The 12,163-nt window shown below is 68.3% G+C and carries 13 protein-coding genes; 5 read left to right on the top strand and 8 right to left on the bottom strand.

Features of this window, described 5'->3' with window-relative positions; genetic code table 11:
- Window positions 1-843 (top strand): M23 family metallopeptidase (locus tag V6M56_RS10910; RefSeq protein ID WP_332683605.1); only part of this gene is annotated, 843 nt, incomplete at its 5' end.
- Window positions 844-1,023: 180 nt separating this feature from the next.
- Here the strand turns inward: V6M56_RS10910 and V6M56_RS10905 are convergent.
- The gene (locus V6M56_RS10905; RefSeq protein WP_332683604.1) at window positions 1,024-1,428 is read right to left on the bottom strand and encodes a nuclear transport factor 2 family protein; all 405 of its coding nucleotides are present in this window, start codon (window positions 1,426-1,428) and stop codon (window positions 1,024-1,026) included.
- A 121-nt stretch (window positions 1,429-1,549) separates the two neighbouring features.
- Window positions 1,550-1,735, bottom strand: a complete 186-nt coding sequence (locus V6M56_RS10900; protein WP_332683603.1) for a hypothetical protein — start codon at window positions 1,733-1,735, stop codon at window positions 1,550-1,552.
- Between the two features lie 246 nt (window positions 1,736-1,981).
- Between V6M56_RS10900 and V6M56_RS10895 the strand changes: the two genes are divergently transcribed.
- The 3 genes from V6M56_RS10895 to cysN are packed head-to-tail and all read left to right on the top strand — an operon-like array spanning window position 1,982 to window position 5,360.
- Window positions 1,982-2,815, top strand: coding sequence for a phosphoadenylyl-sulfate reductase (locus V6M56_RS10895; protein WP_332683601.1), 834 nt, complete (start codon window positions 1,982-1,984; stop codon window positions 2,813-2,815).
- Window positions 2,812-3,714, top strand: a complete 903-nt coding sequence (gene cysD, locus V6M56_RS10890; protein WP_332683598.1) for a sulfate adenylyltransferase subunit CysD — start codon at window positions 2,812-2,814, stop codon at window positions 3,712-3,714. Before V6M56_RS10895 ends, cysD begins: the two co-directional genes overlap by 4 nt.
- Window positions 3,714-5,360 carry a sulfate adenylyltransferase subunit CysN gene (cysN, locus tag V6M56_RS10885; RefSeq protein ID WP_332683596.1) on the top strand — a complete coding sequence of 549 codons (1,647 nt, stop codon included), beginning with the start codon at window positions 3,714-3,716 and terminating at the stop codon, window positions 5,358-5,360. The genes cysD and cysN overlap by 1 nt, the downstream gene beginning before the upstream one ends.
- Before the next feature lie 46 nt (window positions 5,361-5,406).
- Here cysN and V6M56_RS10880 read toward each other — a convergent pair whose 3' ends face one another.
- From V6M56_RS10880 to V6M56_RS10855, 6 genes are read right to left on the bottom strand one after another with little or no spacing between them, the layout of a single operon-like run.
- Window positions 5,407-5,838 (bottom strand): RidA family protein, encoded by a 432-nt coding sequence (locus tag V6M56_RS10880; protein WP_332683593.1) that lies wholly within the window; start codon window positions 5,836-5,838, stop codon window positions 5,407-5,409.
- Window positions 5,839-5,866: 28 nt separating this feature from the next.
- A complete protein-coding gene (locus V6M56_RS10875; protein ID WP_332683591.1) occupies window positions 5,867-7,510 on the bottom strand; it encodes a benzoate-CoA ligase family protein in 1,644 nt (547 codons plus the stop codon).
- Window positions 7,511-7,513: 3 nt separating this feature from the next.
- Window positions 7,514-8,698 (bottom strand): acyl-CoA dehydrogenase family protein, encoded by a 1,185-nt coding sequence (locus tag V6M56_RS10870; RefSeq protein ID WP_332683589.1) that lies wholly within the window; start codon window positions 8,696-8,698, stop codon window positions 7,514-7,516.
- 1 nt (window position 8,699) lies between these two features.
- Entirely contained in the window at window positions 8,700-9,533 is an 834-nt protein-coding gene (locus tag V6M56_RS10865) for an enoyl-CoA hydratase family protein (RefSeq protein ID WP_332683587.1), read from the bottom strand.
- Window positions 9,530-10,075, bottom strand: coding sequence for a MarR family winged helix-turn-helix transcriptional regulator (locus V6M56_RS10860; RefSeq protein ID WP_332683585.1), 546 nt, complete (start codon window positions 10,073-10,075; stop codon window positions 9,530-9,532). The genes V6M56_RS10865 and V6M56_RS10860 overlap by 4 nt, the downstream gene beginning before the upstream one ends.
- Window positions 10,076-10,077: 2 nt before the next feature.
- Window positions 10,078-10,839 (bottom strand): SDR family NAD(P)-dependent oxidoreductase, encoded by a 762-nt coding sequence (locus V6M56_RS10855; protein ID WP_332683583.1) that lies wholly within the window; start codon window positions 10,837-10,839, stop codon window positions 10,078-10,080.
- A 233-nt stretch (window positions 10,840-11,072) separates the two neighbouring features.
- On the opposite strand from V6M56_RS10855, the gene V6M56_RS10850 reads away from it, so the two are divergent.
- The coding region (locus V6M56_RS10850) for an FAD-dependent monooxygenase (protein ID WP_332683582.1) at window positions 11,073-12,163 on the top strand (1,091 nt) is incomplete at its 3' end.

Here is a 12,163-nt window from a genome sequence, read left to right as displayed (position 1 = left end):
CCCGGCGGCAGCCAGTTCGCCGGCGAGACCAATATCCTCGACCGGGTCAATCCGGCGATCCTGGCGCAGCAGCGTCGGCAGGTCGCGACGCAAGTGAAGGCGAGCGAGCCGCTGCCGCTGGACCAGCGCATCGCCTTGCTCGGCCAGTCGCTCGACCGGGTGCAGACCGGCCAGAGCCAGCAGATCTCGGCTCTCGGGCGCCAGCTCGTCGGGCGGGTCCAGGAGGTCAGGGCGGCGCTGGGAGAGGTCGGTCTCGACCCTGCCAGGGTCAAGCTGCCCGCGGCGCGCGCCGGCATGGGCGGCCCGCTGGTGCCGCTCTCGGCGGCGATCAAGCCGGGCAGCTTCGAGCATGCGCTGATGCAGCTCAACGAGGCACGCTCGGTCTATGGCCGCTGGCGCGATCTCGCCACCATCGTGCCGTTCCAGCGGCCGCTCGAAGGCGACGACACCACGACCAGCAATTTCGGCCCGCGCACCGACCCGTTTACTGGCGCGACCGCGATGCATGGCGGCATGGACTTCCGCGGCGAGACCGGGACGCCGGTGCGAGCGGCAGGCGCCGGCCAGGTGCTGCGTGCCGAGGTCGCCGGCGGCTATGGCAATCTCGTCGAACTCGACCATGGCAACGGCATCACCACGCGCTACGGCCATCTCAGCGCCTTCGACGTCAAGGCGGGCCAACTCGTCGCGGCCGGGCAGGTCATCGGCCGCGTCGGTTCGACCGGCCGCTCGACCGGGCCGCATCTGCACTACGAAACCCGGCTCACCGACCAGGCACGCAACCCGCTGAAATTCATCGAGATCGGCCAGAAGCTCTCGGTCGGGCTCGGCGGCATCCGCTGAGCTGCTGCGCGCCGGATCTTCGATGGCGCCTGGACCGGAGGCTGCTGCCGGTCTTGCCCTTGCGGTTGAATGGTCGCGTGCTCGAGCGAAGCCGCGAAGGCCTCGTCATACCAACGGCGTTTGGATTTGCCGCTTGCGAGGGTCTGGCCGTCATTGCGAGCGCAGTGAAGGTCGTTGGTATCAGGCGCTGCCCCGACTGCCGGCGACGGCCGCCTCGACCTCGCGCCAGGAACTGGCGGTGTCGTAGAAGAACCGCTCCTCGGCGATGCGGTCGCCTTCCCAGCGCTGGATCGCCAACTCCTCCAGCCGTCGGGTGATCCCCTCCTTGCTGGTCGCGTCAAAGACCCAGTGGACGACGACACGGTCGCCATCGACCAGGACAGACAGCGGGGGGTGGGTGTGCATGCGCTCGAGACGTGCCAGCGCCTTTGCCTCATGCGCCATCAGGGCGTCGCGGCCCCTGCGCGGCTCGTTGGCGTTCTCCCGCATGCTCGCCTCGGCGGTGTAGAAATCGCGGATCGCCGCGACGTGATCGCCGCCGACGACGGCGGTGACGAAGGCATCCACTCTAGCTCGGTCGGGCATCTACGGTCTCCATCGCGACGGATAGTCGAGATGGCGCCGGGCCACCGCACTTTCAACCGGGCGAAGCTTCCATCCGCGTAGACGGCAAGCAAGCGGTTTGGCTGCGGCATGCGCTGGCCGTTCAGGCCCGCCGCTGCTTCGGCGCTCCCGGCTTGGTCGGCGTCACCTGCGAGGCCGGGTCGCTGGCCGGAAAGCTATCGCACAGCGCCTTGTCGAGCTGCTTCTCGGGCGAGCCATTGCCTTCCTGCTTCTGCTTGCGCTGTTCCTTGCGCAGGCTTTCGACGGCCTTGCTCGCGGATTTCGTCATGGTTTCCCCCTTCTTGCTCGGAGCTTGCGCTGGGCCGATGCGCGACCGGCTCGCTCGTCCCGGGTCAACGCAGGCTGCGGCGCCAAGGTTCCGGATCGCTCCTCGGCGAGAGCGCCTGGCGTCGTGGCGGGAGGTTATTCTCTTTCTCCGGCGAAATATGGAATTCCACGCTATCGCTTGTGAATTGATCCTCCACACTTCCGGGGATATTGAGAATGTTCGTTTTACAGAACGATCGGACATCTCATGGAGCAGGCTGCGAAGGGCGGGGAGCAGAGCGCGAGCCGGACGGCTGCGTTGCCACCCGAGCCGGCAACGCAGGCCGAGGCGCTTCGCCGCCAGGCTGAAAGCCTCGTCGCGTCGTTCGGATCGGCGGATGCGGCGGCGCGGCTCTCCGGCCTCCGTGAGAGGATCGGTGGCCGGCTGGTCTTCACCACCAGCTTCGGCCTCGAGGACCAGGTCGTCACCCATCTGATCGCGAGCCGGAGACTGCCGGTCGAGATCGTCACGCTCGATACCGGCCGGCTCTTCGCCGAGGTGCATGCGCTCTGGGCGCAGACCGAGGCCCGCTACGGCATCGCCATCACGGCCTTCTATCCGCGTCACGACGCCGTCGAGGGTTTCGTGCGCGGCCATGGCATCAACGGCTTCTACGCCTCGATCGAAGCGCGCAAGGCCTGCTGCGGCGTACGCAAGGTCGAGCCGCTCGGTCGGGCGCTGGCAGGCGCGAGCGCCTGGGTCACTGGCCTGCGCGCCGACCAGTCGACCGCCCGCGGCGGCGTCGCCCTGGCGGAGGCCGACGCCGAGCGCGGCCTCGTCAAGTTCAACCCGCTGCTCGACTGGACGCGCGAACAGGCGCTGGCCTTCGCAGGTGAAAACGGCGTGCCGCTCAACCCGCTGCACGAACAGGGCTTTCTCTCGGTCGGCTGCCAGCCCTGCACGCGCGCGATTCGGCCGGGCGAGCCCGAGCGGGCCGGTCGCTGGTGGTGGGAGGAGGAGGCCGCGAAGGAGTGCGGCCTGCATGTCGGCCCGGACGGGCGGCTGGTCCGTGCGAAATCTGCCCTGGAGATGTCGGCGTGATCCAACTCAGCCATCTGCAGAAGCTCGAAGCCGAGGCGATCTTCATCATCCGCGAAGTGGCGGCGACCTGCGAGAAGCCGGTGCTGCTCTACTCGATCGGCAAGGACTCGGCCGTCCTGCTGCATCTCGCGATGAAGGCCTTCCACCCCGGCAAGCCGCCTTTCCCGCTGCTGCATGTCGATACGACCTGGAAGTTCCGCGAGATGATCGCCTTCCGCGACGAGACGGCGCGGCGGCTCGGGCTCGACCTGATCGTCCACATCAACGAGGAGGGCGTGCGCGCCGGGGTCAACCCGTTCGCTTCCGGCTCGCGCCTGCACACCGATGTGATGAAGACGCAGGGGCTGAAGCAGGCGCTCGACAGATACGGCTTCGATGCCGCCTTCGGCGGTGCCCGTCGCGACGAGGAGAAGAGCCGGGCCAAGGAGCGGGTGTTCTCCCTGCGCTCGGCAGAGCATCGCTGGGACCCGAAGAACCAGCGGCCGGAGCCCTGGCGGCTGTTCAACACGCGCAAGGCGACAGGCGAGAGCTTCCGCGTCTTCCCGCTGTCGAACTGGACCGAGAAGGACGTCTGGGACTACATCGCGCTCGAGAACATCCCGGTCGTGCCGCTCTATTTCGCCGCGCCGCGCCCGGTGGTGCGCCGCAACGGCGCCTGGATCATGCGTGACGACGAACGCATGGCGCTGCTGCCTGGAGAGGTGGTCGAGACCAGGCTGGTGCGCTTCCGCACGCTCGGCTGCTACCCGCTGACCGGTGCGGTCGAGAGCGAGGCGGCGAACCTCACCGACATCATCGCCGAGATGCGATCCTCGCGCTCCTCGGAACGCGAGGGCCGCGTCATCGACCATGACGGCTCCGGCTCGATGGAACAGAAGAAGCAGGAAGGCTATTTCTGATGGCGGCGCTCGCCGAACTGAAGGGCGCGCCGGCGCCTGCGGGCGCGCTGCGCCCGGCCAATGACGAAGGCCAGAATATCGAGGGCAGCGACCGCGCGCTGCTGCGCTTCATCACCTGCGGCTCCGTCGACGACGGCAAGTCGACCCTGATCGGACGCATCCTCTACGAGGCCGGCGCGGTCTTCGACGACCAGCTTGGCGCGCTCGAAGCCGATTCCCGCAAATTCGGCACGCAAGGCGCGGCGCCGGACTTCGCGCTGCTGGTCGACGGGCTCGTCGCCGAGCGCGAGCAGGGCATCACCATCGATGTCGCCTATCGCTACTTCTCGACGCCGAAGCGCAGCTTCATCGTCGCCGACACGCCCGGCCATGAGCAGTACACCCGCAACATGGCGACCGGCGCCTCGACCGCCGACCTCGCCATCATCCTGGTCGATGCGCGCAAGGGGCTGCTGCCGCAGACCCGGCGCCATTCCTTCATCGTCTCGCTGGTCGGGGTGCGCCAGATCGTGGTGGCGGTGAACAAGATGGACCTCGTCGGCTATGACGAGAGCGTCTTCCGTCAGATCGAGGCCGATTATCGCGCCATGGCCGCCGGGCTCGGCTTCTCGGCAATCGACTTCATCCCGGTCTCGGCCCGCGACGGCGAGAACGTCACGCAAGCCTCGCGCCTGACCCCCTGGTATCGCGGGCCGGCGCTGCTGCCCTTCCTCGAAGCGGTGACCGTGGCGGCCGAGGCGCGCGAGGAAGCGGGCTTTGCCCTGCCGGTGCAATGGGTCAACCGGCCCGATCTCGATTTCCGCGGCTATGCCGGCATGGTGGCGCGGGGGCGCCTGCGGGTCGGCGACGGCGTCGCCGTACTGCCTTCGGGCCGCCGCAGCAGCATCGCGCGCATCCTCGCGCCGTCCGGCGAGGTTTCGCAGGCCGGCGCCGGGCAGTCCGTCACCGTCACGCTCACCGAGGAGGTCGACGTCTCTCGCGGCGACGTCATCGCCTCGCTCGCCTATGCGCCTTCAGCCCGGCAGGAGTTGCGGGCACGGCTGCTCTGGACCGGCGAGGCGGCGCTGCGTGAGGGGGCTGAGTTCATCCTGAAGCTCGCCACCGCGACGGCGAATGCCGGCGTCACGCAGTTGCAGCACCGGCTCGATGTCGAGAGCTTCGCCGAAGTGCCGGCCGACAGCCTGCCAATGAACGCGATCGGCCTGGCGACGCTGCGGCTCGACCGGCCGCTGGCGATCCTGGACTATGCGCAGAACCGCGAGCTCGGCGGTTTCATCCTGATCGAACGCCTGAGCAACCAGACGGTCGCCTTCGGCTTCGTCGAGGAGGCGGAACCTGCCGATGGCAATGCCGGCAGGGCGCCAGGGCAGGGTGGCGATCACAGGCCGGGGTTGCGGGCTGCGCTCCTGCGCCGGGTCGGCCGGAGCGGTTCGAGCCAGCGGCACGCCTTCATCAGCGGATTGAGCTGGCGGGCAGGCTCCAGCCTGGCGCTGGCCGGTGCGGTTCTGGCGCTGGGCGGGACGGGGAGCTTCGCCGCGGTGCTGGCGGCCGGCGACTTCCTGCTGCGGCCGCTGGCCCACCGGGCGCATAAGCGCCTATGGCGCCGGGAAGGCGCGGGTGAATTACAGGATGGGGCGGGGATTTAGCGCATTCCGTCTGGGACGATCCCTCGCCGTCATTCCGGGGCGACCCTCACCCCGCGATCACCGCCGTCGCCTCGATCTCGACCATCGCCTCGGGCTCGACCAAGGCCGAGACGGCGACGACCGCCATGGCCGGGAAGTGTCGGCCGAGATGGGCGCGGTAGACCGGGCCGAGCTCGGCAAGGCAGCGGCGATAGGCCTCGATGTCGGTGACGTACCAGGTCAGGCGCATGATGTCGGTGACCTCGCCGCCGCCGGCCTCGATCACCGCCTTGATGTTGGCCAGGGTCTGGCCGACCTGGCCGAGGAAATCCCTGGCGAAGACGCCGTTCGCATCCCAGCCGACCAGGCCGCCGGTGGTCAGGAGCTTGCCCTGCGCGACCATGCCGTTGGCATAGCCGCGCGGCTGCGGCCAGCCTTCCGGCAGGACGGCGCGGGGCTTGCGCGAGGCGAGGTCGGAGGGCGGCGCACCGCTGGACATGGCGTCTTCCTGCAATCGGATCTGGTCTTCAAGGCGCGGCGGCGGCTTCGGCGCGCGCCATCTCACGCAGCGCGAAACGCTGCAGCTTCCCGGTAGGCGTCTTCGGCAGGCTTGTCACGAAGGCGATGGCGCGGGGATATTTGTAAGGCGCGATCGTCGCCTTGACATGCTCCTGCAGCGCCTTGGCCAGCGCCGCATCGGCGGTGAAGCCGGCGCGCAGCAGGACATAGGCCTTGACGATCTGGCCGCGCTCCGGGCAGGGCGCGCCGACCACGCCGCATTCGGCCACCGCCTCGTGGATCAGCAGGCAGGCCTCGACCTCGGGACCGGCGATGTTGTAGCCGGCCGAGACGATCATGTCGTCGGAGCGGGCCTGGTACCAGAAATAGCCGTCGGCATCTCGCAGATAGGTGTCGCCGGTGATGTTCCAGCCATTCTCGACATAGCGCGCCTGGCGCGGATCGGCGAGGTAGCGGCAACCGGTGGGCCCACGCACGGCGAGGCGCCCGGGCGTGCCGTCGGGCAGTTCCTCACCGGCCTCGTCGACGATCTTCGCTTCATAGCCCGGCACGGGCAGGCCGGTCGAACCGGGCCTGATCTTCTCGCGCGGCGCGCCGATGAAGATGTGCAGCATCTCTGTCGCGCCGATGCCGTCCAGCAGGGGCAAGCCGGTCTTCGCCTGCCAGGCTTCGAAGGTCGCTTTCGGCAGGGACTCGCCGGCCGAAACGCAGATGCGCAGGGATGACAGGTCGCGGCCCTCGATCTGGGCGAGCATGGCGCGATAGGCGGTCGGGGCGGTGAAGCAGACGCTGGCGCGGTGTTCTTCAATGGCCAGCATGAGATCGGCCGGCGCGGTCTTTTCCGGCAGGACGATGGCCGCGCCGATGCGCAGCGGAAACAGCACGATGCCGCCGAGACCGAAGGTGAAGGCGAGCGGCGGCGAGCCGATGAAGCGATCGTCGGGCGAGGCTTTCAGCACGCGGGCGCCGTAAGTGTCGCAAATCGCCAGCAGGTCGCGCTGGAAATGCATGGTACCCTTGGGCTCGCCGGTGGTGCCCGAGGTAAAGGCGATCAGGCAGACATCGTCCTGCGCGGTGTCGGCGGCGGTGAAATTCTCGTAGCCGGCTTGCGCCATCAGGCCTTCCAGCGCGCCGTCTCCCCATGTGACGATGGTCGAGAATTCCGGGACAAGCGCTTGGGTTGCTTGAAGATCGGCGACCACGCGATGGTCGCAAAGCGCGAGCGCGATCCTGGCCTTGCGGATCGGATAGGCTAGCTCGCCGGCGCGCAGCATCGGCATGGTCGCGACGGCGACGCCGCCGGCCTTGAGCACGGCGAGATAGGCCGCGACCATCATCGGCGTGTTGGCGGCGCGCAGGAGCACGCGATTGCCCGGGACGAGGCCGAGATCGCGCGTCAGGACATTGGCGATGCGGTTCACCGTCTCGGCGAGCCCGGCATAGCTCCAGTTCTCCTCGGGTCCGATCACGGCCAAGCGGTCGCCGCGACCCTCCGCGAGATGGCGGTCGACCAGCTCTGAAACGACGTTGAGCCGTTCGGGATAGGACAGGCCCGTGGCGGCGAGGTCGAGCGCCGGCCAGCTTTCGCGCGGCGGCAGGTTGTCGCGCGCAAATCCGTCGAGATGGCCGGAACGCGAAAAGTCTTCATCCATCGCTCAGCCTCCGTTGCCGGCGCCAGCGGCCTTCAGCAGGTCGCGGGCGATCACGACCTTCTGGACCTCGCTCGCGCCCTCATAGATGCGCAGCGCCCTGATCTCGCGGTAGAGTTCCTCGACCTTGACGCCGCGGGTGACGCCGAGCCCGCCATGGATCTGCACGGCGCGGTCGATGACGCGCTGGGCGTTCTCGGTGGCGACGAGCTTGGCGAGCGCGGCCTCGCGGGTGACGCGGGGCGCGCCGCGATCCTTGGTCCAGGCGGCGCGGTAGACCAGCAGCGCCGCGGCATCGACCTCGGCCGCGCTGTCGGCGATGGCCGCCTGCGAAAGCTGGAGATCGCCAAGCGTGCCGCCAAACAGCTTTCGGCCATTCGCGTGCGAGACGGTCTCGTGCAGGGCGCGCCGGGCGAAGCCGAGAGCGGCAGCGCCGACGGTCGAGCGGAAGATGTCGAGCGTCGCCATCGCGACCTTGAAGCCGTCGCCGGGGCCGCCGATGCGGTTCTCGAGCGGGATGCGGCAGGAATCGAAGCGCAGGGTCGCGAGCGGATGCGGGGCGATCACGTCGATGCGCTCGGCGATGCTCAGGCCGGGCGTGCCGGCCTCGACGAGATAGGCGGAGAGGCCGCGCGCGCCGGGCGCCTCGCCGGAGCGGGCGAAGACGACGTAATGGTCGGCAATGCCGCCATTCGAGATCCAGGTCTTCTCACCATCGAGGCGGATATGGCTGTTGCCGTCCGGCGTCGCCGTCGTCGCCATCGCCGCGACGTCGGAGCCGGCCTCTTTCTCCGAGAGCGCGAAGGCGGCGATGCGCTTACCGTCGCGGATGCCGGGCAGGATGGACTGCCGCATCGCCTCGCTGCCGGCAATCGAGATCGAGCCGGTGCCGAGGCCCTGCATGGCGAAGGCGAAATCGGCGAGCCCGTCGCGGGCGGCGAGGATCTCGCGGGCGAGGCAGAGCGTGCGGACATCGAGGGCGGCATGCAGGCCGCCATAGGCGGCAGGAACGGCGGCCTTCAGGAAGCCGGCTTCGCCCAGCGCCTTGACGCGAGCCCGGCAGGCGGCGTCGACATCGTCATGCGGCAGGCCGGGCAGCGTCGCGTCAGCCCAGGCGGTCAGCCTCTCGGCGAAGTCGCGGTGATGCGCCTCGAAGAACGGCCAGTCGAGCGTGTCGCCGAGCGAGACCATGCTAATTGCCCTCGAAGACCGGCTTCTGCTTGGCGGCGAAGGCGTGATAGGCGCGGGAAAAATCCTCGGTCTGCATGCACAGCGCCTGCGCCACGGCCTCCGCCTCGATCGCGCTCTCGACCGACATCGCCCATTCCATCTCCAGCATGCGTTTGGTCATGGCGTTAGCGAAGGTCGGGCCGTCGGCGAGCTCGGCGGCGAGCGCCTGCGCCTCCGCGAGCACGCTCTCGCGGGCGACGAGCCGGTTGAGGAAGCCCCAGCGCTCGGCCTCGTCGCCGCGCAGGACGCGGCCGGTATAGAGCAGTTCGGCGGCGCGGCCCTGGCCGATGATGCGGGGCAGCATGGCACAGGCGCCCATGTCGCAGCCGGCGAGGCCGACGCGGTTGAACAGGAAGGCGACCTTGGTCTCAGCCGTGCCGAGGCGCAGATCGGACGCCATCGCCATGATCGCGCCGGCGCCGGCGCAGATGCCGTCGATCGCTGCGATGATCGGCTGGGGGCAAGCGCGCATCGTCTTGACCAGCTCGCCGGTCATGCGCGTGAACTTGAGCAGGTCCTTGGTCTCCATTGCGACCAGCGGCCCGATGATCTCGAAGATGTCGCCGCCCGAGGAGAAGTTGCCGCCGGCGCCGGTGACGACGATGGCCTTGATCTCTTCCTCCTTCTGCGCTGCAAGGAAGAAGTCGGTCAGCTCGCGATAGCTCTCGAAGGTGAGGGGATTCTTCTTCTCGGGCCGGTTCAGAGTGACGGTCGCGACCTTGCCGGCGACCGAAAGCTGGAAATGCTGCGGCGTGAAGCCGGACAGCGGCAGGATGACGGGGTTGGCGATGGTCATATCTGGTCTCCCGTCGGGGTCGGCTCGCCACCCTGGCGGCGGTTGATGGCCTGGTGCAGCGAGGCCTTGGTGCGGCCGAGCAGCTGGAAGAGCTGAGCGGTCTCTGCCGGCTCCAGTCCGGCGAAGAGTTCGGCGATCCAGTCCTCGTGGCGCTCGGCCATCGCCTTGAAGGCGCGGCGGCCTTGGGCGGTCAGCGTCAGCACCTGCACGCGCCGGTCCTGGGCGGCCGGGCGCTTGTCGACCAGCCCGTCGGCGAGCAGGCCGGCGACGACGGCGGTGACGTTGCCATTCGAGACCATCAGGCGCTGCGAGACCTCGCCGACGGTCATGCCGGTCGTCGATTTCTCGAGCTGCGCCATCAGGTCGAAGCGCGGCAGCGTGGTCTTGAATTCCTCGCGCAGGCGGGTGCGGATCTCGCTCTCGATCAGGGTCGCGCAGGTCAGCAGCCTGAGCCAGAGGCGCAACTCGTCCTTGTGGTCGCCGGGGCGCTCGCTCGCCTTGGTCTCGCGGTCGAGCAGGATGGCGGTGACGGGGATTTCCATGCTCAGAACTCCCCGCCATTGATCAGGAGCGATTGGCCGGTGATGCCGCGGCTTTCCGGCTGGCAGAGATGCAGCACGGTCGCGGCGACTTCCTCCGGCGCGATCAATCGACCCTGCGGATTGTCCCTGACCAGTTGTGCCAGCGCCTCGGCCTGCGTCGCGCCGGTCTTGCCGGTGATGGCGGCGACGCTGCCGGCGACCATGTCGGTATCGGTGTAGCCGGGGCAGACGGCGTTGACGGTGACGCCGCTGCGGGCGGTCTCCAGCGCCAGCGAGCGCACCAACCCGACCACGGCATGCTTGGCCGCGACATAGGCCGAAACGTAAGGATAGCCGCGATGCCCGGCGGTCGAGGCGATGGCGATCAAGCGGCCGGAGCCGCGCTCGACCATGGCCGGAAGCGCCGGCCGGAAGCTGTTGACGGTGCCGATCAGGTTGACCTCGAGCATGCGGCGGAAGAAGGCGGCGTCGCTCTTGCGGAAGGGCGCGGTCTCGACCGCGCCGGCATTGGCGACGACGATGTCGAAGGGCCGGTCGGCGGAAAGCTTCCCGAGCGCTGCCGCCATGGCCGCCTCGTCGGTGACGTCGACGGCGGCCGCGTCATCGGCCTCGCCGGCGCGCAGGACCTGTTGCAAAACCTCGCCGTTGCGACCGATGATCGAGACCTTGGCGCCGGCAAGGTGCAGCGCCGCGGCGATCGCGCGGCCGATGCCGCGCCCGCCGCCGCTCACCAGGGCATGCTGTCCCGCCAGAGCCGATGCCATGAAGCCGCCACTCCTGTCTTGGAGGTCAATATATTTTAGGTCTGAAACATTTGGCAAGGGCCGTTTCCGGCGCTGCTTCTGGCTCGACGATGAAAATGAAAGTCATTTTATTACAGTTAGTTACTGGCATATCGGAAAGCTAGATCGGTCTCATCCCCTCGGCCGGGCGCGACCCTGTTGAGAAAAAACTATTTCAGACCTAAAATAACGGCGGCAGCTTGCGGAGAGGCGTCATGCGCATTGCGGTGGTAGGCGGCGGACCGGCGGGGCTCTATTACGCGCTCCTGATGAAGCGCGACTGGCCGGCGCTCGATGTCACTGTGTTCGAGCGCAACCGCCATGACGACACATTCGGCTTCGGCGTGGTCTTCTCCGACCAGACGCTCGACCTGTTCAAGGCGGCCGACCAGCCGAGCTATGAGGCGATCGTCTCGCGCTTCGCCTATTGGGACGATATCTCGATCCATTTCAAAGGCACCGAGCAGCGCATCTCCGGCAACGGCTTCTGCGGCTGCTCGCGGCGCACGCTCTTGATGCTGCTGCAGGAACGGGCGCGGCAGGTCGGCGTCAGCCTGCGTTTCACCGAGGAGATCGCCGACATCGCCGCGCTGAAGCGCGACTACGATCTCGTCGTCGCCGCCGACGGCATCAACAGCCGTATCCGCGAGGGCGATGCGGCGCGCTTCGGCCCCGAGGTCGATCTCAGGCCCAACCGCTTCGTCTGGATGGGCTCGACCCGACCCTTCGACGCCTTCACCTTCTTCTTCAAGGAGACGCCGCATGGCGTCTTCATCGCCCATTGCTACCAGTACGAGGCCGGGCAATCGACCTGGGTGCTGGAAACCGACCCCGAAACCTTCGCCCGCGCCGGGCTCGAGGGCATGGACGAGGCCGGCTCCGTCGCCTTCCTCGAAGGGATCTTCGCCGAGGAACTTCAGGGCCACCGGCTGATCGCCAACCGCTCGCTCTGGCGCCAATTCCCGATGATCCGCTGCCGCAACTGGGTCGTCGACAATGTCGTGCTGATCGGCGACGCCAAGGCGACCGCGCATTTCTCGATCGGCTCCGGCACCAAGCTCGCCATGGAGGATGCGATCGCGCTGCACGGCGCCTTTCGCCGCACCGGGCTCGACGTCAAGGCGGCGCTGGCTTCCTTCGAGACGACCCGCCGTGAGGAAGTCGAGAAGACCCAGCATGCGGCCGACGTCTCGCTGGTCTGGTTCGAGCAGTTGCAGCGCTTCTGGGATTTCGAGCCGCTGCGCTTCGCCTTCGGCCTGATGACCCGCTCCAAGGCGATCACCTATGACAATCTCGCCTTGCGGGC

Origin of the sequence: Allobosea sp. (genome assembly GCF_036675845.1) — a bacterium.
Classification (GTDB): domain Bacteria; phylum Pseudomonadota; class Alphaproteobacteria; order Rhizobiales; family Beijerinckiaceae; genus Allobosea.
This window is presented reverse-complemented; position numbering and strand designations above follow the sequence as displayed.

Excerpts from the sequence above, each read along its gene's own strand:
- V6M56_RS10905 (WP_332683604.1), bottom strand. The coding sequence starts at position 1,428 with ATGCCCGACCGAGCTAGAGTGGATGCCTTCGTCACCGCCGTCGTCGGC.
- V6M56_RS10900 (WP_332683603.1), bottom strand. The coding sequence starts at position 1,735 with ATGACGAAATCCGCGAGCAAGGCCGTCGAAAGCCTGCGCAAGGAACAG.
- V6M56_RS10895 (WP_332683601.1), top strand. The coding sequence starts at position 1,982 with ATGGAGCAGGCTGCGAAGGGCGGGGAGCAGAGCGCGAGCCGGACGGCT.
- cysN (WP_332683596.1), top strand. The coding sequence starts at position 3,714 with ATGGCGGCGCTCGCCGAACTGAAGGGCGCGCCGGCGCCTGCGGGCGCG.
- V6M56_RS10880 (WP_332683593.1), bottom strand. The coding sequence starts at position 5,838 with ATGTCCAGCGGTGCGCCGCCCTCCGACCTCGCCTCGCGCAAGCCCCGC.
- V6M56_RS10875 (WP_332683591.1), bottom strand. The coding sequence starts at position 7,510 with ATGGATGAAGACTTTTCGCGTTCCGGCCATCTCGACGGATTTGCGCGC.
- V6M56_RS10870 (WP_332683589.1), bottom strand. The coding sequence starts at position 8,698 with ATGGTCTCGCTCGGCGACACGCTCGACTGGCCGTTCTTCGAGGCGCAT.
- V6M56_RS10865 (WP_332683587.1), bottom strand. The coding sequence starts at position 9,533 with ATGACCATCGCCAACCCCGTCATCCTGCCGCTGTCCGGCTTCACGCCG.
- V6M56_RS10860 (WP_332683585.1), bottom strand. The coding sequence starts at position 10,075 with ATGGAAATCCCCGTCACCGCCATCCTGCTCGACCGCGAGACCAAGGCG.
- V6M56_RS10855 (WP_332683583.1), bottom strand. The coding sequence starts at position 10,839 with ATGGCATCGGCTCTGGCGGGACAGCATGCCCTGGTGAGCGGCGGCGGG.